General features: G+C 47.7%; 30 protein-coding genes and 1 pseudogene. 13 read left to right on the top strand and 18 right to left on the bottom strand.

Annotated features, from left to right (window positions below; genetic code table 11):
* Position 1 precedes the first annotated feature (1 nt).
* The 7 genes and pseudogenes from HYW15_00410 to HYW15_00440 form a co-directional block, all read right to left on the bottom strand.
* A pseudogene (locus tag HYW15_00410) lies at positions 2-352 on the bottom strand (response regulator).
* Positions 353-370: 18 nt separating this feature from the next.
* On the bottom strand, positions 371-2,470 hold the full coding sequence (locus HYW15_00415; protein QQG42677.1) for a PAS domain-containing protein: 2,100 nt from the start codon (positions 2,468-2,470) through the stop codon (positions 371-373).
* Between the two features lie 4 nt (positions 2,471-2,474).
* Positions 2,475-3,482 (bottom strand): ABC transporter substrate-binding protein, encoded by a 1,008-nt coding sequence (locus HYW15_00420; GenBank protein ID QQG42678.1) that lies wholly within the window; start codon positions 3,480-3,482, stop codon positions 2,475-2,477.
* A gap of 31 nt (positions 3,483-3,513) precedes the next feature.
* Positions 3,514-4,542, bottom strand: coding sequence for an ABC transporter substrate-binding protein (locus HYW15_00425; protein QQG42679.1), 1,029 nt, complete (start codon positions 4,540-4,542; stop codon positions 3,514-3,516).
* Positions 4,543-4,573: 31 nt separating this feature from the next.
* Entirely contained in the window at positions 4,574-5,479 is a 906-nt protein-coding gene (locus tag HYW15_00430) for a hypothetical protein (protein ID QQG42680.1), read from the bottom strand.
* Between the two features lie 13 nt (positions 5,480-5,492).
* On the bottom strand, positions 5,493-6,059 hold the full coding sequence (gene tsaE / locus HYW15_00435) for a tRNA (adenosine(37)-N6)-threonylcarbamoyltransferase complex ATPase subunit type 1 TsaE (protein QQG42681.1): 567 nt from the start codon (positions 6,057-6,059) through the stop codon (positions 5,493-5,495).
* Between the two features lie 37 nt (positions 6,060-6,096).
* Complete coding sequence (locus tag HYW15_00440; protein QQG42682.1) at positions 6,097-6,492, bottom strand: hypothetical protein; 396 nt, start codon at positions 6,490-6,492, stop codon at positions 6,097-6,099.
* Between the two features lie 121 nt (positions 6,493-6,613).
* Here HYW15_00440 and HYW15_00445 point away from each other — a divergent pair, with 121 nt between their 5' ends.
* The 8 genes from HYW15_00445 to HYW15_00480 all read left to right on the top strand — a co-directional run bounded on the left by HYW15_00445 (position 6,614) and on the right by HYW15_00480 (position 12,587).
* Complete coding sequence (locus tag HYW15_00445) at positions 6,614-7,627, top strand: hypothetical protein (GenBank protein ID QQG42683.1); 1,014 nt, start codon at positions 6,614-6,616, stop codon at positions 7,625-7,627.
* Between the two features lie 18 nt (positions 7,628-7,645).
* The gene (locus HYW15_00450; protein ID QQG42684.1) at positions 7,646-9,313 is read left to right on the top strand and encodes a type II/IV secretion system protein; all 1,668 of its coding nucleotides are present in this window, start codon (positions 7,646-7,648) and stop codon (positions 9,311-9,313) included.
* Between the two features lie 216 nt (positions 9,314-9,529).
* Positions 9,530-10,573 carry a Holliday junction branch migration DNA helicase RuvB gene (ruvB, locus tag HYW15_00455; GenBank protein QQG42685.1) on the top strand — a complete coding sequence of 348 codons (1,044 nt, stop codon included), beginning with the start codon at positions 9,530-9,532 and terminating at the stop codon, positions 10,571-10,573.
* A gap of 24 nt (positions 10,574-10,597) precedes the next feature.
* Positions 10,598-10,798 carry a hypothetical protein gene (locus HYW15_00460; GenBank protein QQG42686.1) on the top strand — a complete coding sequence of 67 codons (201 nt, stop codon included), beginning with the start codon at positions 10,598-10,600 and terminating at the stop codon, positions 10,796-10,798.
* Entirely contained in the window at positions 10,795-11,301 is a 507-nt protein-coding gene (locus HYW15_00465) for a PH domain-containing protein (protein ID QQG42687.1), read from the top strand. Before HYW15_00460 ends, HYW15_00465 begins: the two co-directional genes overlap by 4 nt.
* Positions 11,285-11,860 (top strand): YebC/PmpR family DNA-binding transcriptional regulator, encoded by a 576-nt coding sequence (locus HYW15_00470; protein QQG42688.1) that lies wholly within the window; start codon positions 11,285-11,287, stop codon positions 11,858-11,860. The genes HYW15_00465 and HYW15_00470 overlap by 17 nt, the downstream gene beginning before the upstream one ends.
* Complete coding sequence (gene ruvC, locus HYW15_00475) at positions 11,857-12,333, top strand: crossover junction endodeoxyribonuclease RuvC (protein ID QQG42689.1); 477 nt, start codon at positions 11,857-11,859, stop codon at positions 12,331-12,333. Before HYW15_00470 ends, ruvC begins: the two co-directional genes overlap by 4 nt.
* Before the next feature lie 86 nt (positions 12,334-12,419).
* Positions 12,420-12,587: a hypothetical protein gene (locus HYW15_00480; protein ID QQG42690.1), complete on the top strand. Its 168-nt coding sequence runs from the start codon at positions 12,420-12,422 to the stop codon at positions 12,585-12,587.
* A 1-nt stretch (position 12,588) separates the two neighbouring features.
* Here HYW15_00480 and HYW15_00485 read toward each other — a convergent pair whose 3' ends face one another.
* A complete protein-coding gene (locus tag HYW15_00485) occupies positions 12,589-13,761 on the bottom strand; it encodes a tyrosine--tRNA ligase (protein QQG42691.1) in 1,173 nt (390 codons plus the stop codon).
* A 52-nt stretch (positions 13,762-13,813) separates the two neighbouring features.
* Between HYW15_00485 and HYW15_00490 the strand changes: the two genes are divergently transcribed.
* A complete protein-coding gene (locus HYW15_00490; protein ID QQG42692.1) occupies positions 13,814-16,270 on the top strand; it encodes a penicillin-binding protein in 2,457 nt (818 codons plus the stop codon).
* Positions 16,271-16,278: 8 nt separating this feature from the next.
* Here the strand turns inward: HYW15_00490 and dnaN are convergent, their stop codons facing one another.
* Positions 16,279-17,382, bottom strand: a complete 1,104-nt coding sequence (gene dnaN / locus HYW15_00495) for a DNA polymerase III subunit beta (protein QQG42693.1) — start codon at positions 17,380-17,382, stop codon at positions 16,279-16,281.
* 111 nt (positions 17,383-17,493) lie between these two features.
* Positions 17,494-18,858, bottom strand: coding sequence for a chromosomal replication initiator protein DnaA (gene dnaA, locus HYW15_00500; protein QQG42694.1), 1,365 nt, complete (start codon positions 18,856-18,858; stop codon positions 17,494-17,496).
* 112 nt (positions 18,859-18,970) lie between these two features.
* Between dnaA and rpmH the strand changes: the two genes are divergently transcribed.
* From rpmH to HYW15_00520, 4 genes are read left to right on the top strand one after another with little or no spacing between them, the layout of a single operon-like run.
* Entirely contained in the window at positions 18,971-19,105 is a 135-nt protein-coding gene (gene rpmH, locus HYW15_00505; GenBank protein ID QQG42695.1) for a 50S ribosomal protein L34, read from the top strand.
* A gap of 21 nt (positions 19,106-19,126) precedes the next feature.
* Positions 19,127-19,438 (top strand): ribonuclease P protein component, encoded by a 312-nt coding sequence (locus tag HYW15_00510; GenBank protein QQG42696.1) that lies wholly within the window; start codon positions 19,127-19,129, stop codon positions 19,436-19,438.
* Positions 19,425-20,183, top strand: coding sequence for a YidC/Oxa1 family membrane protein insertase (locus HYW15_00515; protein ID QQG42697.1), 759 nt, complete (start codon positions 19,425-19,427; stop codon positions 20,181-20,183). The genes HYW15_00510 and HYW15_00515 overlap by 14 nt, the downstream gene beginning before the upstream one ends.
* Positions 20,170-20,643, top strand: a complete 474-nt coding sequence (locus tag HYW15_00520) for a hypothetical protein (protein QQG42698.1) — start codon at positions 20,170-20,172, stop codon at positions 20,641-20,643. Before HYW15_00515 ends, HYW15_00520 begins: the two co-directional genes overlap by 14 nt.
* 62 nt (positions 20,644-20,705) lie before the next feature.
* Here HYW15_00520 and HYW15_00525 read toward each other — a convergent pair whose 3' ends face one another.
* The 8 genes from HYW15_00525 to HYW15_00560 form a co-directional block, all read right to left on the bottom strand.
* Complete coding sequence (locus tag HYW15_00525) at positions 20,706-21,308, bottom strand: hypothetical protein (protein QQG42966.1); 603 nt, start codon at positions 21,306-21,308, stop codon at positions 20,706-20,708.
* Positions 21,309-21,339: 31 nt separating this feature from the next.
* Positions 21,340-21,651 carry a hypothetical protein gene (locus HYW15_00530; GenBank protein ID QQG42699.1) on the bottom strand — a complete coding sequence of 104 codons (312 nt, stop codon included), beginning with the start codon at positions 21,649-21,651 and terminating at the stop codon, positions 21,340-21,342.
* A gap of 71 nt (positions 21,652-21,722) precedes the next feature.
* Positions 21,723-22,964 carry a hypothetical protein gene (locus HYW15_00535; protein ID QQG42700.1) on the bottom strand — a complete coding sequence of 414 codons (1,242 nt, stop codon included), beginning with the start codon at positions 22,962-22,964 and terminating at the stop codon, positions 21,723-21,725.
* Between the two features lie 15 nt (positions 22,965-22,979).
* On the bottom strand, positions 22,980-23,552 hold the full coding sequence (locus HYW15_00540) for a nucleotidyltransferase (GenBank protein ID QQG42701.1): 573 nt from the start codon (positions 23,550-23,552) through the stop codon (positions 22,980-22,982).
* Positions 23,518-23,715 carry a hypothetical protein gene (locus HYW15_00545; protein ID QQG42702.1) on the bottom strand — a complete coding sequence of 66 codons (198 nt, stop codon included), beginning with the start codon at positions 23,713-23,715 and terminating at the stop codon, positions 23,518-23,520. Before HYW15_00545 ends, HYW15_00540 begins: the two co-directional genes overlap by 35 nt.
* Before the next feature lie 4 nt (positions 23,716-23,719).
* Entirely contained in the window at positions 23,720-24,907 is a 1,188-nt protein-coding gene (locus HYW15_00550) for a hypothetical protein (protein ID QQG42703.1), read from the bottom strand.
* Complete coding sequence (locus HYW15_00555) at positions 24,904-25,887, bottom strand: hypothetical protein (GenBank protein QQG42704.1); 984 nt, start codon at positions 25,885-25,887, stop codon at positions 24,904-24,906. Before HYW15_00555 ends, HYW15_00550 begins: the two co-directional genes overlap by 4 nt.
* A complete protein-coding gene (locus tag HYW15_00560; protein ID QQG42705.1) occupies positions 25,884-26,336 on the bottom strand; it encodes a hypothetical protein in 453 nt (150 codons plus the stop codon). The genes HYW15_00555 and HYW15_00560 overlap by 4 nt, the downstream gene beginning before the upstream one ends.
* Positions 26,337-26,338 lie beyond the last annotated feature (2 nt).

The following is a 26,338-nucleotide window of genomic DNA, read 5'->3' on the forward strand; positions in this document are numbered from 1 at the left end:
TTTCCACTTTATCCAAAACGTCCGCCGGGTTGAACTCCGCCTTAACCAAATAGTCTCTCGCGCCGAGTTTCAGCGCTTTATCCACCTCAACCGGCTGGCCGGAATTTGACACAATTATAATCGGGGTGGTTATTTTATCGTTTTTTAAACGCTCCAAAACCTGAAAGCCGTCCATCTTCGGCAAAATTATGTCCAAAAGCGCCAAATCCGGTTTCTCCTCTTTAATCATGCGATAGCCCGCCTCGCCGTCGGTTGCGACCGAAACCCGGTAGCCCTCGTATTCCAGCTTGGCTTTCATTACATTCAAATGAACCGGCTCGTCTTCTATAATTAATACCTTATAGTCGGCCATAAGCGGATTATACCATACTTAAATCGTTTCCAAAAACTCCTCCAGAGGCGGGCTTTCTTCCGCAGGCACCAGTTCTTTTTTGAGAGGAAGGGTGAAAGTAAAAACCGTGCCGCCGTTCTCTTTAGAGTTAAAAGTTGTGTCGCCGCCGTGGCGCTTTATAATATTACGCACGATAAAAAGGCCTAGCCCGGTGCCCTCGGTTTCCATTTTAATCACATTGGAAGCGCGGAAAAATTTGGAAAAAACCCTTTTTTGCTCCGAGAGAGGTATGCCCACTCCAGTGTCGGAGATGCTTATCACCGCGTAGTTGCTCGCTTTCTCAATCCTCACCAAAACCTCGCCGCCAGCCGCGGTATATTTAATTGCGTTGTCCAGCAGATTATTAATCGCCAAAGACAATTTTTCCGAATCGGCGTAAATCTGCGGCAGAGCTCCGTCTATTTTCTCAAACTTCAGATTTACGGATTTCCTTTTTGCCAAATCTATATATCCCCGGATAGCGCTCTCAAGGAATTTATCCAAGTCAATTTCCTTAAAGTCGTACCCAAATTTTCCTTCCTCTATGCGGGCGGCGTTCAGAAGGTCGTTGACCAGTTTAATCATTCTCTCGTTGATCTCGTAGCCCTTGGAGAGAAAATTGGACTGTTCCTGGGAAAGCGCGCCGGCGTCCCCGTCCAAGAGCAAGCGCAGCGTCCATTTGATTGCCGACAAAGGCGTGCGCAGCTGATGCGCGGCAACTGAGACAAATTCGGACTTAATCCGGCCCAAAAGTCTTTCGCGCGAAACGTCGTGCAAAATTTTGAGAAACCCGCGGACGTTTCCGGCCCGGTCAACGACGTGGGTCATGGTCACCAGCAACTTCAGCTCCGGCACGGAGGTGTGAATTTCCATGGTTTTTGCGGATGGGGTGCCAGGGATGGGCTTGACCCCGGAAGCGTAAGGCGCTGAAGCCGGATACATCAGCTCCACCAGCCCCTTAAATTTCTCGTTGGTCTTGGTAAATTCCGGAGTTATGGACGCGCCGCTGATATCCGCAAGCTTAATGCCAAGAAGCTCCTCGGCTTTCGGATTCATTAAAACAACTTGTGATTTGTCGTTGTATTCTATGACGCCGTCGGAAAGACTGTTTAAAATCGCCTCGCGCTGGTTGCGCTCGGCATAGAAAAGGGTCGCCGTTCTTATTAAATTGAAATAATTCCAAACCAAAAGCAAAAGAAGTAAAATCTCCAGCCCGAAAGAAACTATTGCCGCCGAAAGTATGCGCCGGGAAGAAGATAGGGCCTGCGACCTTAAATTTTCGGCCACTATGGCCCAGCCGGTCAGCTCAAATGGCAGCGCCACGGCAAAAACCTCTTCGTTTTGCTCGTTTAAGTAAATCAAATCGCCGGAGCGCGTATCCGCCTCGCGACCTCCCAGAGCGCTCAAAACCAGCTTCCTCTGCAGAACGTTGGTTCTGCCAAAAACCAAAGACGAGTTTGGGTGCGCTATGATGTATCCGTCGCGGTCCACCACGTAAGCGGCCTCTCCTCCCAGCGAAGAGCCGGCGCTTGCCCCGCGCACAACATCCAAGAGGAATTTCAGGTTGACTTCGGCAACCAGCGCGGAATACCCAGATTTTCTATCCAGCGGGACCGCTATTGTAATCAGCGGCTCCGAAGCACCGGATATTAAAACCGGACTGCGGTAAATCTCCCCGCGCGAAACCGCCAAAAATAGCTCATCAACCGAACGGTCCCTGAAATCAGACGGCGTGATAAGAAGAAATCTATGGCTTTTCGCCTTTTCTTTCCCGTCCAGCCCCAGAATACTCACGGATTCAAACGGCTGGTTTTCCTTCATCAGCCGCGAGATAAGTTCCTGCCTTGAGGAGCCGCTCTGGCTAATGATGTCCGCGGCGTTTTTCAAAGCATTTTCGTGGCGCTCCAGAGAAACGCCGATTTGATTTCTTACGTCAACCGCTATCGCGCGGTGCAGGGCGTACGCGCCGTTATCCAATTCGCGCAATGTCGGAAAAAGCCAGGCCACGTTCGCCGCGATCAGCGCGAAAACCGCGATGCCTCCCAACGCCCAAAGCTGGAATCTGCGTCCTAAAAAAAATTCGTTTAAGCTATCCTGCATTAATTCACTCGTTATAAACCTTGCTGGCCTGAAGGAGCAAGGATTCAGGGATTTTTATACCCATCTCCCCAGCAAGCGCGGCGTTTATCTCAAAAGTCAGAGTTGACGCAAATTCCACCGGGATATCTCCGGGTTTTTCGCCCCCCAAAACCTTGCTTATCATCCTCGCCCCTTGTCTGCCGACATCGTATCTGGAGGCGCCGTAAACCATAAGATAGCCGGAGCCAACGCCGCGCTCAACGTTGAAATCTATAGACGCGATTTTGGTTTTGCGGAGTGACGGAGCGATTAAATCCGAATTGCCGGAAATAGTCGCTTCCGAAGTGGTCATAACCGCGTCCGGGCGATCCTTAACTAAACGCGCCATGGCAGGGGCGACTTCTTCTTTTTTTGTCATCTCATACCACAGGACCTTTATCCCAAGTTTTTTTGCCCCGTCTTCGTGGGCTTTGATGATTTCGTCATAGCTGACGTGCTTGGGGTTTACCAACACGCCGATTGTTTTAAGAGCCGGGTTGAGAGTTTTTAAAATCTCCATCCTTTTCGGCGCGATTGCAACATTGTCAACTATTACGCCGGTCATAAATCCTCCGGGATGCTGGACGTTTTCAATCCCCAGCTCTTTAAAATTGCCGACATCCACGGCTACGACGGGGATTTTGGCGTCTTTATTCGCTTCCTTTATCGCCGATGAGGCGCTGGTGGAAACCGAGACAATCAAATCCGGCTCGGAATTCACAATCTCCCGCGCCATCTTCGTAGTCAAATTTCTATCACCTTTCGGATTTTTCAACTCAATAATAAAATCCCTGCCCTCAACCAAATTTAATTCTTTAAACCCGGCCTTAATGCCGTCAACGGCGGCAAGCTGGAGATCGGACGCCGTAAGCATTGCTACGCGTTTCGGTGCTTGTCGGCCGTTTCTGAGCAAAGGAGGAGAGACGAAAAAAACAAACGCGGCAACGATTAAAAGTATTAAAACTACAACCCAAAAAAACTTTTTGTTACCCATGCCCACATTATATCACCCATCTAATAAATTGTTATTGGTAAATTTTGCTTGCCAGCAATTTAACTGAATCTGGGATTTTAATGCCGACTGCTTCTGCGGTTTTAAGATTAAGCTCCAATACAACATCTTTGGCGAACCAAACTGAGATTTGAGAAATCGGCACGCCCTTTAAAATTTTATCCACCAAAACCGCACCCGTCCTCCCGCTTTCGGCGCGATCGTCGCTATAAGTCGCCGTAAAACCCAAATTGGCTCCCGCGCTGATTTCCGAACTAATGGAAGGCAGACCCGCATTTAATAGTTGGGCGGCCAGTGGTTTGGCAAGCCGCTCAATATCATTGCTTTTACAAGGGCAGGTTATATAGGCATCGCCTAATTTTTTTGTAAGCAAGGGCAGTTTTTGCAAAATCTCATCAGGCGTTTTTGTGTCTATATCAATATAAACCATCTCTACGCCGATCTTTTTAGACACCTCTGCCAATTTTTCCTTAAAAAGTTTTTCGTTGGTGGATTCTTTTTCCACAACCGAGATTACTTTTTTCATATTAGGTACCAGCTCTTTTAAAAACTCCAATCTTTTACCGACAAATTCTACTGTTCCCTCTCCTATGCCGGTAATGAAACTTTCGGGAGACTGCAGGTTTTGCACAAAATCGCGAGGATTGCCTGCGGCCAAAAAGAAGACTTTTGTTTTAAGCTGTCCTTCGTCCTGTAATTTTTTCAACGCTCTTGCGGCGGATGTGGAGCCAATAATTATAACGTCAAGCCCGGTATCGTTCAGTTCTTTCGCGTATTGCAATATAAGATTATTGTCTCCGCCCCCGTTTTTCTCTACATAAACCAAATTCTCGTCAATCTTATAGCCCAAATCCTCCATGCGCTCCTTGAATCCTTTGATGTTGTCGCTTTGGACGTCTTTACTGGTAAGCAAAAACCCTATTTTATAAATTCTTGGCGGCGGCAGAGGGCGGAACACTTTTGAAAAATAATTCCAGCTAAAATAGCCTCCCAGCAAAATAATAACTATAAGGGTTGTGATTATCGCTTGGCGAAACGACATGTTATCTTGTTGTTCATATGCTCCAATTATATCATTCAGCGTTTAGTCTAGCCACAAGACTCGCAAAGCCCAATTCTTCAAAAATAGAGGTTAGTTTGTCTTTATTTGTTTGAAAGTTGGAAATTGGAAGTTGGAACTTAACCGGCGCGTCGCGGCGGATTGTTGCCAGCGTCTTTGAAAAAAACGCTTCTTTTTTATGTTCCTTCAGCAGCTGGATTGTCTTTTCTTTTAAACCACCAACAGCCCCGCCGGCCGCGTTGGCGGGGCTGCCCTGTTCTAATTTTTGATACAAATTTTCCAGCGTGTTGAAATTTTTAATAATCTCCGTCGCTGTTTTCTCGCCAATTCCCTTAATGCCCACAATGTTATCCGATGGGTCGCCTTTTAATCCTTTGAAATCAGGCAGCAGCTCCGGGCCGAAGCCGTATCTCTCTTCAACTTTCTTTTCATCATAAATTACCGTATCTTCAATCCCTTTCCGCAAAGTAAATACAACAACTCTGTCGCCATCAACCAACTGCAAAACGTCCATATCGCCGGAGACGATAATTGTTTTTGTGTCTTTTAGCTTTTTAGTCTGCTCAACAATCGTCCCTAAAACATCGTCCGCTTCAAATCCAGGGGCATCTAAAATCGGGATGCCGAACGCCTCAACGACATCTCTCGCGCGGATAAGTTGTTTTACTAAATCCTCTTCCGCCTCCGGCCGCTTGGCTTTGTAGCCATCGTAGGTGTCGTGACGAAAGGTCGGCTCCGGCCGGTCAAAAGCCGCCACGATATAATCGGGCTTTAGTTCGCGGATAACTTTCAAAAGCATGGCGGAGAGCCCATACAGCGCCCCCGTCGGCTCGCCGGTATTTTTTGACGTAAACTTCGGCAGCGCGTGATACGCCCGATGAATCAAAGCGTGGGTGTCAAGTAGAACCAATGTCTTCATAATTTCTTAATTTTTAATTCCTAATTTCTAATGAATTTCTAATTTTTAAATTTTTAAATATTGATTGAAAATTGAAAATTTCGGAATTGGAAATTCGCAGAGTTCTTTCGTGTGGCAAATGCCCATGTCTAAATCGTAATATCAAAGCGCCACGCGGCATTATTATTTTAACGCGGTTCCCCCATTCTATTAAAATTATGTTTTGAGGATTGCGCATAAAATCGCGCCAATTTAAAATCTTAAAGTCCTTTGATTTTAAGCGGTAAGCGTCAACATGAATGAAATTTTTAAACTTAACAAATTCGGCCGATCGGTTGAGTTTGTTAACTCCGTAAATTTGCATAATCACAAACGTTGGGCTTCTCGGATTTTCTTTAATTCCCAAACCCTTGGCGAATCCCTGCGTGAAAGTTGTTTTACCCGAACCTAGCTCGCCTTCCAAACTTAAAACCGTTGCGGTTTTAAGTTTGTCCGCCGAAGCTTTAGCGAAGGCGAATTTCAATACTTCTTGCGCCAAAATTTCTCCCAGTTTTTTTGTCTCTTTGCCGCTTCTGGTTAAAATCTCCACTTGTTCTTTCATTAACCATAGTTTAGCAAAGAAAAATAAACGGGGCACATCACTGTGCCCCTTCTGCCGGTGCCGGGGTCGGATTTTTTGGAGCGGTGGAAAAATCCACGGTCTCCTCACCGCATCCGAAGATGCTCAAGAATCCGCCCAAACAAATCAGTCCCCCGCTCCTTTTCTTCACAGTCAACGTCGTCCCCGGCGGCGGGTTAATGATAGTCGTCCCGCCTCGGGCGTAGACGCTGTCGGGCGCGTATGGCGAATCGTCGTGGCGCCCGTCGTAATAACGGTCGCCATACCAGCGCCCGCCCCGATCAAACGACGCGTACCGGCAGTGCGGCGTATCACACCGCAACCCAATTCCCTGTGCCTCAACCAGCTGTGGACCGGTCAGCTCGTAGCTCCAAAGCAACCAGAAAATTCCGGCAAAAACAATCATTTTCTTCATAAAAAGACCCTCCTGCCGTTAATTATACTCTTTCCGGCAAAAAAGTCAAGCCAGTTATCCACCTTGCCTGCCGGCTGGCGGGTTGCTTAAAAATTGCCCTCCGTGCTAGGAATTAATCATCATGTCCGAAGCCGCGGAAAAATTTAAAGAGATTGTCCAGAAAGCCGACTCAATCGCAGTAAGCGTGGCCCCCGCGAACAAAGAACTTAATTTGCCGGACAATAAAAAATTGCTCGCGGGCTCAATACTCCACAATTTTTTTCTATCGCTCGGCAAGAAATCCGCGCTGAACGAAACCGCACCGGAAGAAAACGTGCTGATACGGCTGGATACCAAAAAACTTCCAATTTCGGAACTTAAATATGAAAGAGACGGAGACGAACTTAAAATTATCCTCAAAAGCCCGGAGAAATCTCCCGACATAAGCCATGTTTCGGTAAGCAAAGAAATCGCGCCGGCGGATCTTTTGGTGCTCATAGACCCGCCGGAGGATGAAATTCCCGGACTGCTGGAAAAAACGGCGCACCGCGACGTGGTAAAACTGACGGCCAAAGAAAAACATCTTGCCGCAAAGCTTGCGGAGCTTCTGGAAATATTTGATAAAAAGTTTCTGGAAGGAGCCAAAGAAAATTTGTGGATACTGCTCTCCTCCGAAGAAAAAGCGCTTGCGGCCCATTCACAAAACGGGTATCTGCTCTTGCAAAAACTGCTGGAGCTCGGGCTTGACGAGGAAAAAGCGAAAAAAGCGCGGCTGGAGAAAAAATCGGCTTTTTGGAAACTTCTGGGCCGGGCGCTTGCCAGAAGCGAGTATGAAGAAAATATCGGAACGGCTTGGTCTTTTCTGCCGAAAGCGGATTTCCAAAAAACCGGAGCGGGGCAGGACGCCATTTTAGAAATTTTTGAAGAATTCCGGGCGGAGATGGCCGGCGCCGGTTTTTGGGCGCTCTTATGGGAAACCTCTTCGGAGCCAAAAAAAATATCCGCAGTTATCTCATCTGCCGACAATTCAAAACTTGCGCCGCTGGCGGGGCTTTTCGGGGCCTCTTTGGCCTCATCGTGTATTTTTGCGAGCGGCTTTTCGGCTTTTTCCGAAGCCGAAATTAAAATACGCGGCCACATAAAGAAAGTTCTTTGATAATGCTATAATTGAAGAATGCCCAAGGATGACACTATCTCCGAGCTCCGAAAAAAAGAAGAAGAAGATTTGGCGCGGATTTTGGCGCAAAAACACGGACTTACTTATCTTGACCTCTCACGCATCACGATTGATTTGGATTCGCTCAAGATAATTCCAGAAGAGACCGCGCGGGCGAATTCCGTAGCCGTGATACAAAGCGTTGGGAAAAAACTGCAGGTTGCGCTTACGAACCCGGAGCGGCCGGCGGTTAAAGAAGTTTTGGAAAATCTTAAAGCGAAAAAATATGAACCCCAGCTTTTTTTGGTCTCCCCTTCCGGCCTGGAAAAGGCCTTGTCCAAATACAAAGAGATTCCGCGTTTTGAGGAAATCAAGGCGGGGATTATAGACATCTCCCCCGACAAGCTCGCGGCCTTCGCCGAAACCGCCGGGTCTTTTGAAAAATTCAAAGAGGCCGTCTCCGCCATGGCGCGCGAAAAAGAAGCGAAAAAGGCCTCCGACGCGCTTGAGCTGATTCTGGCCGGAGCGTTAGGAGTTGAAGCGTCGGATGTGCATATAGAGCCGTCGGAGAAGACCGCCAAAATAAGATTGCGGATGGACGGAGTTTTGCAGGACGCGGCCGAGATACCGCTGCCGCTTTTTTCGCTGCTGCTCTCCCGGATAAAACTCATATCGGAACTCAAGCTTAATATCCACGACAAGCCCCAGGACGGCAGGTTCACCATAAAAACCCAAAAAGAGGATATAGAAGTCAGGACTTCCGCGCTGCCGGGCCCTTACGGAGAATCCGTAGTTATGCGGCTTTTACTGCCCAAGACCATTTCCATAACTTTTGACGGACTCGGCATGCAGCCCCCGGTTTATAAAATGATGAAAGGCGAGCTTGTCCGTCCCAATGGAATGATTCTTACGACCGGCCCCACCGGCTCCGGCAAAACCACAACCCTTTACTCTTTTTTAAAAACCATCGCTTCGCAGGAAGTAAAAGTAATAACAATAGAAGACCCGATTGAATACCATCTGCCCAACATTACCCAAACGCAGGTGGATCCCGCAAAAGGATACGATTTCGGAAACGGCCTCCGCTCAATTTTGCGGCAGGACCCGGACATCATACTGGTCGGTGAAATCCGCGACTTGGAAACCGCGGAGATAGCAATGCACGCGGCGCTCACGGGGCATCTGGTTTTCTCCACCCTTCACACCAACGACGCCGCCGGAACAATCCCCCGGCTTATAGATCTGGGGGTTAAAACAAATATCATCTCGCCGGCCCTGAATTTGGTCATAGCCCAACGCCTCGTGAGAATACTCTGCAAAGAGTGCAAAATACAGGTTTCTCCGTCGGTTGGAGAAAAAAGGGCGATTTTAAAAACCGTCTCCGAGCTCCCGCCGTCTTACAAAGAGTTATTACCGCCTCCGCCAGCTGGCAGATTCAAAATATGGAAAGCAGCCGGCTGCGCGGCCTGCAACGGCACGGGATTTAAAGGGAGAATCGGCATCTTTGAAGCATTTCTTATTGATAACGAAATGGAGCGGCTGATAATCAAAAACCCGCCGAAAGCGGACATTGAAGAAGCTGCAAAAAAACAGGGAATGGCGACAATGTATCAGGACGGTGCGTTGAAAGTTCTGGACGGGATTACGTCCTTTGAAGAATTAAACAGGGTCGTTTCTGAAGAGTAGTCTCTAGGCAATTGCTCTTCCATGGGTAGATAGAGCTTAGATTTTCTCCGAGGAGTGGCGCCGCGTCTCTTGCGTAAAACAAGGCGCCGAGCCATCCTAGGACTAAGAGAAAAATCCGCTTTCTCCCCGCATAGCGGAGGGAAAATCGCCTAGAGACCACTTTCCGGAAACACGGCTTTTTATAAATCTTTCCCATTATAGCAAATTAAATAGCATATGTCAAGTGTCAGCCAAAACATTGAATTGTCTCCGAAAAAGAAGAGTGAAGACCTGTCTTTGGACGTGGCTTTGCGGCCGAAGTCGTTTGAAGAATACGTGGGGCAGGACAAAGTCAAAAGAAACCTGAAAATTTTAATTGAGGCCGCGAAAAAACGCGGCGAGCCGCTGGAGCACCTTCTTTTTTACGGCCCGGCGGGATTGGGCAAGACCACTCTCGCCTACCTCATAGCCAAGGAAACGGCGAGTCAGATTAAAATCACCTCGGGGCCGGCCGTGGAGAAAATCGGAGACCTGGCTTCAATTCTAACCAATCTTTCGCCTGGAGACATATTATTTATAGACGAAGCGCATCGTCTAAACAAGCTAATAGAAGAAATTTTGTATCCGGCGATGGAGAACCGGTCCTTGGACATAATAATAGGAAAAGGCCCCTCGGCGCGGACAATACAACTGGAGCTTCCGCCTTTCACCTTAATAGCCGCTACGACCAGAATCGCCCTGCTTTCCTCGCCGCTCCGCTCGCGCTTTTCTGGAGGAGCGTTCAGATTGGATTTTTATAATCAACCCGACATAGAAAAGATAATCAAGCGGAGCGCGGGGATTTTAAGCGTCCAAATTGAAGCCGGCGCAGTTCCCTTAATCGCCTCGCGCTCTAGATTTACCCCCAGGATAGCCAACCGGCTTTTGAAGCGAGCTCGTGATTTCGCGGAGGTGAAAGGTCCGCCAGCTGGCGGAGGCGTAGTGACTTCCGCGCTCGCGGAGGAAGCGCTGAAACTTTTGGAAATAGACGAGCTCGGCTTGGAAGCGGTGGACAGAAAAATTCTGGACACCATAATCAGAAAATTCGCCGGCGGGCCGGTAGGACTTTCTACCATCTCTGCTTCCACTATGGAAGAAGAGGACACAATTGAGGAAATCTACGAACCGTATTTGATGCAGTTGGGCTTCCTTGAGCGCACCCCCCGCGGCCGCCTAGCAACCCCTCGCGCGTATGAACATCTGGGACTGAAAGCGCCGAGCGACCAGCAGAAATTGATTTAATGCTTTTAATGCTATTATAGAAGCATGGCTTTCGTTGTGGCGCTGGTTTTGTATGTCTTGTTTCTTGCCGTTTATTGGTTTTTTGTGCTGTCAATTTTGTGGCATGTCCGGGAATACACCATGCCGCAGGACGGCTCGCGCTGGATTATCTGGGCTTTTTTGGGAATAATAGTTTTTTTGAATACAGTGTCCCTCGCATTATTTTTTAGCCTGCCGCTGGCATGATTCATCTTTCCCAAAATGAAAAAGTTTTAATGGTTTTGCACCGCCATTGGATAGTAATCGTCCTGAAATTTCTCATCGGCGTTATTTTGCTGATCTTGCCGGCCGCCGCGGCTCCTTTTTTCCCTGCCGCCGAGGCCGCGGGCGGGATTTCGCAGGTGGTTCTCTGGTTTTTCGCGCTGATTTATCTGCTTATAATTATGGCCGTAATGTTCTTTTTTTGGATTGACTATTATTTGGACGTCTGGATAATAACCTCGGAAAGAATCGTGGACATAAATCAAAAGGGTCTTTTTAACCGCGATGTTTCAGAATTTATGCTGGATAAGGTTCAGGATATCACGATAGAAATCCCGAACATGGCTGCGTCGCTGCTTAGGTACGGCAATATTATAATCCAAACCGCCGGCGAGAGGTCTTTCGCCATAAAGCAGGTGCCGCGAATATACGAAGCGAAAAACTTAATACTGGATTACGCGAAAAAACAAAATGTCGGGGCACTCTAAATGGGCGCAGATAAAATATAAAAAGGGCTTAACGGACGCGAAACGCGGGAAAATTTTTTCCAAGCTCTCGCGGCTGATAACCATCGCTGCCAAGAGTCCGCCGGCTGGCCCCGACGGCGCCGTCGGGGCTGGCGGAGGGCCTGACCCCAAAATCAACTCACGCCTCGCCGCCGCGATAGAAGAGGCGCGGAAAGCAAACATGCCCTCGGACAATATTAACCGAGCGATTAAAAAGGCATCAGCCAAAGAAAGTATAGAGTTAAAAGAAGTTATTTACGAAGCGTACGGCCCAGGCGGGTCGGCCATTATCGTCGTCGCCGTCACCGACAACCCCAACCGCACTACCAATGAAATCAAACACATTCTTTCTGAACACGGCGCGAAACTCGGCGTTGAGGGCTCTGTGATGTGGGCTTTTGATAAAAAAGATAAAGAATATATCGCAAAGTATCCCGTTTCACTCTCCGGCGATGACTCTAAAAAATTTGAAGCGCTTCTGGAAGCCCTCTCCGACCACGACGACGCGCAGGAAGTTTATTCTAACGCGGAAATAAAATGAAAATTTTAGGAATTGACCCCGGGATAGAGAGATTGGGGTGGGGGTTGTTGGAAAAAAACGCGGACGGAATCAGGAGAATTGATTCCGGAGTTAAAAAAACGCTGAAAACCCGAAAAGAAAGCGAACGGCTTTGGGAAATTTTTGAGTTTTTGGATAAATTAATCAAAACAACAAAGCCCGACGCGCTTTCCACGGAAAAATTGTTCTTTGCCAAAAACGTAAAAACCGCTCTTATAATCGGCGAGGTCAGGGGGGTGATATTGGCGGTTGCCCAAAAGCACGGCCTCCCGGTAAGCGAATTCACCCCGTCGGAGGTGAAGATGGCCGTCTGTGGATATGGCCGGGCCAGCAAGGAAAGCGTGGCCTCTATGCTCGCAATTTCCATAAACTTGCCTAAAATCAAGCTGCTGGACGACGAAACTGACGCTTTGGCAATAGCCCTTACCGGACTAGTAAGGAGCCGTTTTCCATAACTTATCCACAAGCCCTGTTTGCGCCCAATTTTAAACTTTCCTAAACTTTGAAAGATAAGATTAAAAGGGCGTAAAATTTTTAAAATATGGCCAATAAGAAAAACAGCGGGTTCGGCGATTCTGTAAGCGACGATGCGCTGAACGGCGATATCGGCGCAGATGAAAAAGATGCCGGTTCGGACGGCGAAAACGACGACGCGGAAGAGTTGGAAAATCCGGATTCGTGGGAGTTGGAAGAGGATGTGGAAGAGTAAATCATTTAACTTCCACTTTTATAAATTTATATTTTCCTATTTTAACAACGCCGTTCTCAACGGCTCCTCCGGCGCGTAAAACTCTGCGCCCGTTCAAATCAACCCCCCCTCCAGCGATAAGCCGCTTGGCATCCGATTTTGATTTTGCAAGTTTCGCTCTCGCCAAAAAATCGGCCCATTCCTCTCCCGTCCGCGCGTAGAAAGTTTTTAAATTTGCGGGGGTTTCCTTTTCGGAAAAAGCTTTTTCAAAGTTTTCTCTGGCTTTTTCCGCCGTTGCCTTAGAATGCAGAAGGCTTGTAATCTCAAAAGCTAATCTTTTTTTTCTTTCCAGAATGGGCAATTTCTCAATCCGTTTTATCTCTTCGCCGGAAAGGCCGGTGAGCAGAAGAAAATATTTTTGAACCAGCGCGTCCGGCACGGACATAACTTTTGCGAACATGCTGTTCGGTTTTTCGTTAAAGGCAATGTAGTTTTCGTAACTTTTGCTCATCTTTCGCGCGCCGTCGGTGCCTTCAAGTAAAGGCATTATCAATATATCCTGCTCGGGGACGCCGAAATGGCGCTGGACTTTTCTGCCCATCAGCAAGTTAAACCTCTGATCGGAACCGCCCAATTCCGCATCGGCTCTTACAACGACCGAATCATACCCCTGCATCAGAGGATAAAGCATCTCGAGCACCGTAACGTCGCGGCCGGCGTCAATCCTCGTCTTAAAATCCGCCCGCCGCAGAATCTGTTGCATACTGCCGGCGCGCGCAAGTTCAAAGAGCACAGCCAACGAATCTCTTGCGCCGAACCACTCGCTATTATAACGGACCTCCGTTTTGTCTATGTTTAAAATTTTGCCGGCCTGTGCAAAATATGTTTTCATGTTATTTTTAACTTCCTTTTCAGAAAGCATTTTTCTTTCCTCCGACCTCCCGGACGGGTCGCCGATTCTGGCTGTGAAATCGCCGACTATTAAAACCGCCTTGTGCCCGGCATTTTGGAATTGCAGCAATTTGCGCAGCGGTACCATGTGTCCCAAGTGTAAATCTGGAGAAGTCGGGTCTATGCCGAATTTAACGCGCAGTTTTCTGCCGGACTTTAAGATTTCTCCGAAATGATTTGCATCAATAATATTCTCAACGCCTCTTTCCAAAATTTCCTTGATTTTCTCGTCGCGCGTTTTCATAACAATATTCTTACACTACCATAACCGCAAAAAATCTTCTATAATAAGCCGCATGAAACGTTTTTTGTTGAGATTGGCCGTATCAGGCGTCCTCTTGGCGGGCGCTCTGCTCTTTTTTGCCGCCTCGGTAAACTTGCCGGACCTGAACGGATTTGAGGAGCGGCGAGTGGCGCAGTCCACTAAAATTTACGACCGCACCGGAGAAGTTCTGCTTTACGACGTACACGGCGAAGAAAAACGTACCATCGTTCCTTTTTCAGAAATACCGAGACACATGAAAAACGCAACAATCGCCGTAGAAGACGATTCTTTTTATCAGCATTTCGGTTTCAGGCCGCTTGCGTTCCTGCGCGCCGTTTTTGTGAACGCTCTCCGCGGCAGTTTTGAACAAGGGGGGTCTACCATAACGCAGCAGTTGGCGAAAACCACGCTGCTCACGCCGCAAAAAACGATATTTAGAAAAATAAAAGAAATAATCATATCCTTCAAAATTGAGGCGAGGTACTCCAAAGATGAAATACTTAATTTTTATCTCAATCAGATACCTTACGGCAACGGCGCCTACGGCGCAGAGGCCGCCGCAGAAACCTTCTTTGGCAAGCACGCCAAAGACCTTAACGTTAAAGAGGCGGCCTATCTTGCCTCGCTGCCCAAAGCGCCGAGCTATTACTCGCCTTACGGCAAACACAGAGACGAACTGGATTCGCGCGCCGCATTCGTCCTGGAACGAATGCGTAAGCTCGGGTTCTTGTCAGAAAAAGAATATAACAACGCAAAAAATGAAGCCGTCAAATTTTCTCCGGCGCGGGCGCAAGGCATAATCGCGCCGCATTTCGTGATTGAAGTAAGGGAGGAGCTGAATAAAAAATTCGGGGAGGACGCTGTGGAAAAATCCGGATTTAAAGTCACGACCGCTTTGGACGTCGATCTGCAGTCAAAAACGGAAGAGGTGATAAATAAATACGCCGAGGAAAACGAAAAAAATTTCAACGCCAAAAATGAAAGCGTTGTGGCGATTGACCCCAAAACCGGCGACGTTCTGGCCGTAGTCGGCTCCAGAAATTATTTTGACATAGAGCGTGAGGGAAATTTTAACATAACCACCGCCCACAGGCAGCCGGGTTCGGCGCTGAAGCCATTCATTTACGCAACAGCCTTTAAAAAGGGATTTACGCCGGAGACGGTGCTTTTTGATCTGCCGACTGAATTTAACCCTCTTTGCACTCCGGACGGAAAACCAACTGCGGGAGTTCAGGAAGACAAATGCTACCATCCGCAAAATTTTGACAATAAATTCCGCGGCCCGGTGCCACTCCGCGAAGCACTGGCCCAGTCGCTGAACGTTCCTTCCGTAAAAACGCTTTATCTCGCAGGATTGGAAGAATCTTTATCCACGGCGCGGGACTTCGGGATAACTTCCCTCAATGAGCCGGAGCGATACGGCCTTACGCTTGTTTTGGGAGGAGGAGAAGTGTCTCTACTTGAGCTGACTTCGGCTTATTCTGTTTTCGCAAACGACGGCGTGAGAAATCCTTACAGATATATATTAAAAATTGAGGATGCTGAAGGAAAAATTATTTATGAAGCCGCATCGGAGCCGCGCAATGTTATTGACAACAACATCGCCAGAGCCATAAACGATATCCTCTCCGACAATAAGGCGCGGGCGCCTTCTTTCGGAGAATTTTCCGCTCTTTATTTTCCGGATAAAAAAGTCGCCGCAAAAACCGGGACCACCAACGACTATCGCGACGCCTGGGTGATAGGATACACGCCGGACGTGGTCGTGGGCGCCTGGGCCGGAAACAACGACAACTCTCCTATGGAAAAAAAGGTTGCCGGATTTATCGTGGCCCCCTGGTGGCACGAAATTATGGAATACGCCGCGGGCAAGCTCCCACCGTCGGAATTTGTGTCTCCGGATCCGTTCCTCCAAAACGTATCCGACCAGAGGCCCTATGCGCGCGGCGAATGGAGGGGTGGAAAAGAATTCACGGTAGATAAAATTTCCGGCGGGCTTGCCACAGAGTACACACCCAAGGAACTTTTGGAAAAAAAGGTGGTCCTTGAAGTGCGGTCAATCCTCCACTGGGTAGATATAAACAGCCCCCAGCTTAAAAACTGGGAGGACCCCGTAAGAAAGTGGGCCGCAGCCAGCGGTCTCACTGACCAGAATGATAACATCATCCCTAAAACGTACGACTCCGTCCATGTTCCTCAAAACTTCCCAAGGATTTCCCAAATTCAGCTGTCTCCGCAAAAAAACGCGTACGATGGAGACGATTTAGTTGTTTTGCGGCCGACAACGGAAGGGAAATATCACATTGAACAAGCCGACTATTTTGCCGGCGATGAATATCTCGGTTCAATAAAACTGCCCCCTTTTGAGTTCGCCCTGAATTTAAGCAAGACAAAAAGCGAATCAAACTTTATACCAGTGAGGGTAAAGATTTACGACGCCGTCGGCAACACGGCCGAGCAAACAATAAATATCGTTCTGAAGAACTGACCGAAGAATTAAATTCCCCGCATCGGCATCACTAAATAAACGTAGGAGCTGTCTCCCTTTCCTTTTATGAGCAAGGGGGATTGGTCGCCGTTTAAGTTAAATTCAATATACTCGCTATTTATTTGAGGGATGCCGTCCGCCAGATATCTCCAATTGAACTTCGCGGTCACTTCGTCGCCCTGGACGCCCGCGCCAACCGACGCAGAATGCTCTCCGACCTCTGAATTGGACGTGCTCATTAAAACGGCTTTTTTGAAGGGGCTGAAAAACAATGTGATGTCGTTCAGTTTCCCGGAAAACACGCTGGCAAGCTTTATGTTGGATAAAATTTCATTTTTTTTAGCTATCGCGACGGTTTTAAAATTTTTAGGGATAATTTGCTCGTAGTCCGGAAATTTGCCGTCCGTGAGCCGGGAGATAAATTTATAATCTTCGCCCAGAATGATTATTTGGTTTTTATTTGCCCCCAATTTGACGTTTTCGTCGTTTTCCAGAAGCCGGAGTATCTCCTGAACGCTGCGCTGCGGAACCAAAAAAGACGTCATTTTTTCTGAGCGCGCTTCTTTTGAAACTATGCTTTTCTCGGCCAGGCGGAAAGAGTCGGTTGCCGCGATTTTTATGCTGTTTTTAAAGATATTAAAGCAGACGCTGGCAAGCTCGGGTTTTATGTCGGATATACTAGCAGCTGTGACTACCGACGCCAAAGAGAATCTCAATTCGGGAGAAGACATTGAAATACTTTCCGCTACGTCAACTTTGGGGAAAATCGGAAAATCTTCCGGCGGATAACCCCTGATTGTTGTCTCCATAGAGCTGGTTTTTATAAACAGATTGTTTTTTTGCGCCTGAAGAATTATTTGCTCCTCCGGAATATTGTTTAAAAAAGAATTTATTGTTTTTGCCGGAACAACCACGCTCCCGGCGCTATGTATTTTCCCAGACACGCTTATTTCAACGGCGGTTTCTAAATTTGTCGCTCTTATTTTTATTGCGTCTTTTTCGGCGCCGATAAATACTGAATTTAATATCGGCAAGGTTTGGTTTTTTGAAGTATTCCTTTCTGCGATTGAAACTGCTGATTTAAGATTCTTATTTAAACATTGTATCTTCATGGTTAAAATTTATTATATTTAATCGCCTTAATATGTGAATTGGGATTAATGTGGCTTTGAAAAGCTGTGGAAGAAAAATGGATAAAATTTTTGTTTTTTTTAATCAACATTTTATTTTTGCTGGTTTTGATATTTTTCCCGTATTCTTTTAATCTCCTCCTCAAGTCTTGAATCCTTTTTGGCCTCCTGGATTATTTTTTCGTAGGCGTGTATTGCCGTGGTGTGGTCCATCCCCCCAAACTTTTGGCCGATGAAAGGATAAGATCCTTTTAAATCCTCGCGTATGAGATACATCGCTACCTGACGCGGGCGCACGACTTCGGTCTTGCGGGTGTGCTCATATATTGATTTTTCCGGTATGTCGTAAAATTCGGCCACGGTCTTGATTATTTGGCTGGGGGTCGCGGCGTTTTTCGGCTTTATATTTCTGCTTAATATGCTCTTTATGTCGTCCTGGCTTAATACTCTGTTCTGGTGTTTTGATTGCATGTAAATTGTGTTTAACGCGCCCTCCAGCTCTCTTATGTTTTTTTGTATGAGCATGGCTATAAGTTCGAGCGTCGTCTCCGGCAGGCCGATTTTCCGCTCGGCCGTCTTGGATTTTAATATAGCCAGCCGCGATTCGTATTCCGGCTCGGATATATCCACAATCACCCCTGCCTCCATCCTGGAGAGCAGCCTTTCGCCGATGTCGGGAATGGATTTGGGCGGCCTGTCGGAGGAGAAAACCACCTGCTTGCCGGCCTCATGCAAAGCGTTGAAGGTGTAGAAAAACTCCTCCTGGGTTTTGGTTTTGTTGGAAAAGAATTGGACGTCGTCTACCACCAGCAAATCAAACTCGCGGTATTTTTCTTTGAAGCTGTGCACGGCGTTGTTTTGCAGGGAGCTGACGAGCTCGTTGCTGAATTTCTCCGACGAGATGTAATAAATTTTCTTGGGCGGCCCGTTTTTTAAGATTGCGTTCCCGATCGCCTGCAGAAGGTGTGTCTTTCCCAGCCCGACGCCGCCGTAAATGAAGAGCGGGTTATAAACCCTGCCGGGGCTTTTAATGACCGCGAGCGCCGCGGCGTGCGCCAGTTCGTTAAACGAGCCGACAATGAAAGTGTCCAGAGTATACTTGGGGTTGAGATTCGTTTTTGGGTCCACGTAAAAGTCTTTGAATTCAAGCTGTTCCTCCGGCTGGGGAGCAAATTCCTTGTGCGGCTTGATTCTCGCGGCTTGGGGCGTTGACGACGCGGCTATGGAGTAATTTATCGCCCTTATCTCCGGCACGCGGGAGCGCAGGGATTTTAGGATAAATTTATGAAATTTGTTTTCCAGCCACTCTTTAGAGAAACCATTGGGCGCGCCGACGGTAACCACCCCGTCCGCAAAGTCTAAGATATGGGTGTCTTTAAACCACGTCACGAAATTTGCGCGTGACACGGCCAGTTCTATATCGTTCAATGCTTGCGACCAAAGCTCCTCGTTATTCATAGATTTATACTATAGGACTTTATTCAAACTTTGCATTGTAGAAAATGTTAATAGATTGTGGATATAATGTGAATATTGCAAAAACAAGAAATTATTGTAAAATTAGCTGATTATGTCTGTCACTTATCAACCCAAAAAAAGGAAGAGGGCGCGCACCCATGGTTTTTTAAAAAGAATGCGGCTAAAAGCCGGGCGGAATGTTCTCCGGCGGAGGAGGCGAAAGGGCAGACGCCGCCTTGCTGTTTGAAAGGCCATGCTCAAAAAATCAATGAGAATTAGCCGTAAAGATTTAGAAAGATTTTTTAAACAAAAATCTTTCGGCGTTCGCGGGGAAACGTTATCCGCGCGAGTTTCGGCGAACCGCATTGGCAAAGCACGCTTTGCTTTTGTGGTTTCCGGGCCGAAGAACCGCGGAGCGGCTTTGAGGAATCTCGCCAGAAGGCGCATGAGTGCGGCGGTGGAGAAATTTTTGGAAACAGCTAAAACTGGCAGGGACATTGTTTTTTTTATGAAAATACAGGACAGGCGCGTCCCGGAATTTAAAATAATTATGGAAGATGTAAAAAATGTCCTTGCTTAAAACGCTGTTTCATGAAATTTTTTACCTGCCGATTTTAAACGCGCTTGTTTTTTTGACGTCCGTTCTGCCCGGACACGACTTGGGGCTTGCCGTTATTTTGCTGACCGCGCTCATCAGGGCGCTGATGTTCCCCATGACGCACAAAATGCTCCATACCCAGAATGCGATGAAGCGCATAGAGCCGGAGGTGAAGAAAATTTACGAAGAGAAAAAAAACCGCGAAGAACAGGCAAAAGCGCTTATGGAGCTTTACAAAAAACACGGCATCAATCCCCTCTCCGGTTTTTTTATGCTTTTGATACAACTGCCCCTGCTTATAGCTATGTATAGAGTTTTTTGGCGCGGCATACCTTTCAATGCTTCGGAGGTTTACGGGCTTTTGAGCGCGTCCGGACCGATAAATCTGATATTTTTGGGCCTTATTCCGCTTACAGAGGCCAGTGTGGGCATGGCCGCCTTGGCCGCAATTTCGCAATTCTGGCAGGCAAAATTAGCGATGCCCCCCAAGGTTTTTTCAGCCAAAGACAAAAACGACCCGCCCGACCGGCAGGCGGGCATGGGCCGTGCCATGCAGTGGCAAATGCTCTATGTGTTCCCCATAATTATTTTTGTCATAAGTTTTAAGCTCCCGGCCGCCGTTTCCCTCTACTGGACGGCGATGAACGTTTTTGCTATAGTGCACGAAGCGGTTGTCCGCAGGTCCGCCAGTCGGCGGAGCGGAGGCGCTTCGTATGGAGGAAAATAAAAAAGAGCAAATAGAATTCGTGGACGGAACAATCCGGGCTGTTTTGGAGAAGATGGGATTTTCCTTTTCTCTGGAATTTCAGGAGGGCGGCGAGGACAGCTGGTTTTTAATCAAAGCGCCGGAGGCGCCTCTGCTCATAGGAGACGGGGGGAAACATCTCGCGGCGTTTAGTTTTTTGGTGAAGCGGATTTTTGAGCAGAAATTTCCGGAGGGCAAGCCGCAATTTTTAATAGACATAAATGATTACAATAAAAAAAGGATAGAAGAGATAAAAGATGCGGCGCGGCTCCATGCCCAGCGCGTGCGTTATTTCAAAAAAGAAGTTGAGATGAGGCCGATGAACGCTTACGACAGGAGAATAGTGCATTCGGTCTTGCAAGAGTATCCTGACATCGCGACGGAATCAACCGGCCAGGGCCCGGAGCGGCGGGTGGTGATAAAGCCGCTGGACTTGGCGTAAATAAAAAAGCCCGATCTGGAGAATTTCGTTTTCTCCAATTCGGGCTAGCTGGCACACCAATCTTACTTCCTCCTTTCGGGGGTAGGCGGCTTGGGTACCGGCAGTCCGCGTTTGCGGAACTGAAACCTAAGCTTTTGAATGGCTTGGATTCCCATTTTACGAGCCCTATCCCCTCCCACACCCAACTTGTGGCCAGTGCGCTCCAAAGTTTCCTCTTCCCAGTAAACCGACTTAAGAAGTTCGGCTTCGCGCGCTGTAAGCGTCGGCAGAGCTTCTTTTAAAAAAGTAATAAGCTCTTTTCTCTCCAGCGCCTCATCCGGCAGAGGCGGAGGCAGCGAGATTAGTCCGTTGGCCTCAAGCAGGGCCGGAGTAACGTCTCGCATGCTCTCCAGCACTTTTGGCAGTTTGAGAAACTCTTTTGAGCGGATGAACTCCGGCCAGAGGTCATCCGGCAGTTTTCCGGTGAGCTTAAAGAGTTTATCTTCTTGGCCCTTAGTGAGTTTTTTGGGAATGCGTTTTAAGTTGATTACTTCTCCGAACCCTTGCTGTGTCATTCCCAGAAACTCTGCGGCTTGCTTTTGCGTCCAGCCGTGGCGCTTTAAGGCCTCGCGCAGATCTCCATGCTTTAAGCGCGCGATCACACTTACGCGAAATTTTTTCTTCATTTTCCTATCCTTTCCGTTTTGCGCGGGGCGCTCAAGGAGCGCCGAAGAGAAGGAGGTACAAATAGTAGGCGTGGTAGATGGCGATTGCGACTATAATAATAGCAGCAAAGCCGACAACCGCAGCGAAGTGACGTGCTACTCCTTCAACAGCGTGACCGACTTGCGCAAGAAGCCAAACCAACAATCCCCAGGCAGTTTCAAAAATTCCGCCGAGCGTCCAGCCGGTCAAGCGAAAGTATGCCAAAGCACCGTGTTGCTGACTGCCGCGCACCGCGCCGGCAAGTACAGCAAATGCCAACCCGCAAAGCCAAAGAACCAGAAGAGCAACAATCAAATCGCTCATTGTAACCTCCCTATCCGTTAGTTTTGTCTATCTGGTTTAATTATAGCTTCTATAAAATATTTGTCAAGCACCTATGGCTTTAATTTCAAGCTCCACAAATCGCCGGAGGATTTGTCGCGGAAGAGGAGATAAGAATCGTCGGCCAGGATTTTTGGAGAAATTACGTCTAGCGGCGTCTGGATAAAAGACGATACCTGACCGGTTGCCGTGTTAATCAGGACAAAATCGTCTTGAAATGAAATTTTGCCTTTCCACCAATCGTCCGGGAGCCCGCCAACACCCGGCGCTGGAGAGTGGGGCGCGGCGCAGTAGGCGGCGTTTTTAAGTGTCCGCGAAAACGCGCACTTTTCGGCGATTGTTTTGACTCCCAAGTCCTTGGTTTCTCCGGTTTTTGCGTCAACAAATCTTAAATCAAAGAAATTTCCATCGGATGTCACTCGGGAATAAAGCGCGCCCGAGCCGTCCAAATTCCAGACCGCGTCCAGACCCAGACCCTCGGCAATTTTCGCGAATTCGCCCGTGTTTATGTTGAGCGAGTAAAGAAATCCGCGCGCAGCGTAGGAGGACTTTGTTTTAAGGGCGATGAGATTTTGCGCCGGCCAGCTGATTTCAAAATTTGGGATGTCGTTGTCAAAAATTTTTCTTTGATTTCCGAAATCAGAATTTGCGATAAAAATATTTTGGCTTTCCCCCACATCATTTATAAACACAACCCGTTTTGAGTCCGGCGAAAAAGCGACGTCGGAAACGCCGTCCGGCAGGAAATTCGTCCGCGGAGTGGAGGTTGAGTAGTCCGTCAAAAGTTTTTTGATTTGTCCGCCCAAGTTGTAAAAAATCACTGCCCGCCTCGCGTCCGAAGCCCACAGAACGCGAAGAATTTGGGGGACGGTGAAATTGGAAGTTCTTTTTTCCTCATCTGTCCCGTCCGCCTTTCTTTCAAAGAGGTGCCCCAGCGCCTCGGCGACATTTTTGTGATAGCGGACGGAGGTTGTTCCGACAAGAGCAATAGATGAAACGTTCTCCTGACTTAGCCGAACCAATGTGCCCACCGGGAGATTTTTCGCGGATTCGGGGGTTAGCGGCAATTCGCCGCCTCCGCCCGGGAAAACACTCGGTGTTTGCCGCCCATCAACACCGAGTGTTGAGGAGGGTGGTCCGCTCGGCGGCGCCGATGACGGGAAGATTCCGAAAAATCCTCCCCCGCTGGTTCCCTGCGTTCCGCTTTTTGACCCGAAATAAAACAAAACTCCGATGATAATTACCACACTAACCCCAGCAATTATTATATTTCTTTTGGTTAATAAATTTTCCATGCCGCGATGATACTATTATATCTTTTTAATTAATAACTTTTCCAGCATTTCGGCCACGCCAATCCTTAAAGCCCACATTTTCAGATATTCTATATCAAGTTCGGAGCCAGAAATTTTTAAGATGGATTCAACGTCTTCCAGCTGACGGCTTGATCCTGATTCTTTAAACCATTGCAATTTTATTAAAATGAGATCTTCTGGCGAGGAAAAATACACTTTTTGGCCAAGAATCTCTTTGGCTATTTTTCTTCGTAGCCGGGAAACGTCAAACGCGTTTCTTTTTAACATCCAAAAGTCAACTTTTACGCCGGTTTCCCCGTCTACGAAATTAAATTCGCCTTCTTGTAAAATTGCTTTTTCGATGGATTGCTTGTCAATATATCCAGCTCCGCTTAATTCTCGCAGGGCCTTTTCCAGCTTGGAGATATCGCTTGTTTTTAATTCCACAACTATGTCTATATCGGCGGTAAATCTTGGTCTGCCCCAAACCAAGACCGCAATTCCGCCAGTAATGATATAGGGAATATTAAGGCGCTCAAGAATTTGCGCGACATTAACCAGAAGTCGTCTCGGATCTATTTGTTCCATGGCTTATTTTATTGCCCACTAAATCTTTAGCCAATCTCCAAAACGCGGAGCCCAATTCCACTTTTTTGTCCGCGGACATTTTTCTGAAAATGTCATCTTGCCGATCTTGGGCAGATTTCTTCTCCGCGATTATTATATTTCTTTTGGTTAAATAGTTTTCCATAAAATTATCTCATTTTTTTAACAAATCCATTTTGTTCCAGCCAATCAAATTTTTGCGCCAATATCTCGTCTGATCTTTTGTCCCCAGTTTTATATTGGCCTCTCGTAAATACATAAGCTTCAACTGTCGTTCCCATATCTTCTGCGGGATTCACTGACGCATAGGGACTTACTAAATCTGCGCTTAATAATTCTGGCAACGCAAAACCCTTATTTTCCCTTTTAGACGTTTCGTAGAGGTTTCTCCATTCTGTGTCTCCATCAAAGTTATTGAATTTTTCTGCTGTAAGAGCATGTGATAACTCGTGAATCGTTGTCCTTTCAAACTCTGTTTCAAACCTTGTTTTTTGACCAGATATTACTTCATAAAAATTTTTTTTATTTACATCATCTCCCAATAAGAAGACTCCATCAACAAATTTATTGTTATGTGCCACAAAGCCCCTACTTGTTCCAACACCAGCTACCTTACTTACTTCGTCCATGGCCGCTCTATTTAATATAGAAACAGGTTTTTTTAACGATTTATAATTATTCGGCATTATATCATATACTCTATTCAATGCCTCTTGGATTTTTTGCTCTGTTGCTTTATCGAATTGCCCATTAGCCACAATCATCTTTTTTCTATTGGAGAAGTCGGCGGCCGCGGTTGTTGGGCGGAGGGCTGTATTTGTGGGGGGCTGTGAAGGCAAAATAATATTTTGCGGAGGCGGCGGTTGCAGAATGTTTGGTTTATAACAAGTCCACTCCTTGTCTGTAATATTATATTTACACTCCTCCGTTGCGGCGCAAAACTTGCTGCTTTGCCCTGGCGGGCAAGCAGGACCCGCGGGCAGTTCTTTAATGTTTAGTTTCAAATTCACCAAGTCGGGGTTTATTGTCCATAAAATTAACCACGAGGCCAGCGCGAGGAGCAGTCCCAAAATCGCCTGGATGATGCGGTCTTTGGCGTCCGCTTTGGCGTCCACGGCTTCGGATATGGCGTATTCAATCCCGCCGATGGTTATCATCACAACTGCCAAAACCGCGGCAAGCCCCAAAATAAAAGGAATAATCCTCCCGACGTATGTCGGGAAGTCGCCCACGCTTTGGCCGGTATGGGGCAGCGGCTGGAGCAAATTATAATCAGCGGCGAAGGCGAACGCGCCGGCGAAGAGGAGAATTGCGATAAATAAAATTTTTAATTTCATAATTCCGCTTTTATATTTAATCTGCCCTCGGCGTTTTGAAACAGCGCCTTCGCGTCTTTGATGGTTATTGAAACGTCCGCGGCCGACTCGGCGCCAGCAGGCGCCTCAAGGTTTAAAAGTCGGGGATTCCCGGCGTCCGGGTTGATTTTTTCTCCGTTCGCTCTCCAATCAAACCCTGCGCGCGAGAGGGAATCCAGGCCAAAATAAAACGGCTCCGCCAAAATTGAAAATTGCTCGCCGGCCCGGGCGAAAAACGACGAGAGCGCCGAGGAGCCCTGTCCTGTAAGCGGATTTGTCTTGTAGAAAACTATCTCCGGGGCGGCTGTTTTAAAGCGCGCGGTTTTGCCCGTGAAGATTTCGTTGTCCGCCGCGCTGACCCGCAGAGAAATTTCGTATTCGCCGCCGCGTATGTCCGCGAGCCGCAAGAGGAGTTTGTTTCTCCCCCCGCCGGATTGGGACAGAAGCGGTTTTCTGTCCAAGGACCATTCGTAAATCAGGTTCTGCGGTTTGAGTTTTGCGCCGTTTCTGAACAAATGCGGCACGGCGATAATTCCAACTTCGCTTCCGGGTGTTGCTAAAGCGGCTCCGCGGTAGAGCAGTGGAGTATGGGTTAAGGGATGGACAACAAAATCTATATCGGCCACGTTGATATTTGCGCGCGCCTCGTAAAAAAGCCCCTCGACAGAAGCCACCTCCACTATTATATTCAGCTCCGTTCCGAGTTTGCCCGCAGTGAAAGTTTTTTCGGAGAGTCCCACTCCGGAATCAACCTTTTTGCCACCCAGAAACCAGGCGAAACTAGCCCTCCGCCCATCAAAGGCGAATGAGCGCGCGGTTACGGTCACAGCGCTTCCGGCGCGCGGGGACTGGGGCGAAACATTTAGCGTGAAATCGTTCGGTGAGGAAAAAGTTTGCGCGCCCGCGCCCCCCGCGGCGGCCAAGAAAATAGCGAATATTAAATTTTTGTAAAAAGTTTTCACGATTTTTTAAATGATGCCAATTTGGCTAATTTTCCCAAAGTCGGCATGTGCCCGGAAAATTCAAAAATTACGGTAAGCGCCGCGAAAGCCGTCCAGCCGGGCAGGGAATTTACGAGCGGCAAAATCTCAATCCCCATCGCCCCAATCAGCGAGAGCAGTGTTTTGAATCCCTTGCTTTCATACATAGACATCCCCAGCATTTTAAGCCACACGTAGAATAAAAGCAGCGCGAACACATCTATTATCCAGTTTACCACCACTCCGATGATGATTAAGGTCAGGAATAATTGCAGCCCGTCTATCAAAAGCGCGGTCAAAACCAACAAAACTGCGTTAGGAACGCTTAATTTCGCGGCTTCGGTCGTCGCGGCTTTGGCCGGCGCGGTATTTTGCATGCTCTCATTCCGGGCTTGCTGGAGGTCTGCGTAATTTGTTGCGGTTTCTGCCATAA

This window comes from Candidatus Giovannonibacteria bacterium, from assembly GCA_016432405.1.
GTDB lineage: Bacteria > Patescibacteriota > Minisyncoccia > UBA11713 > 2-01-FULL-45-33 > MFHE01.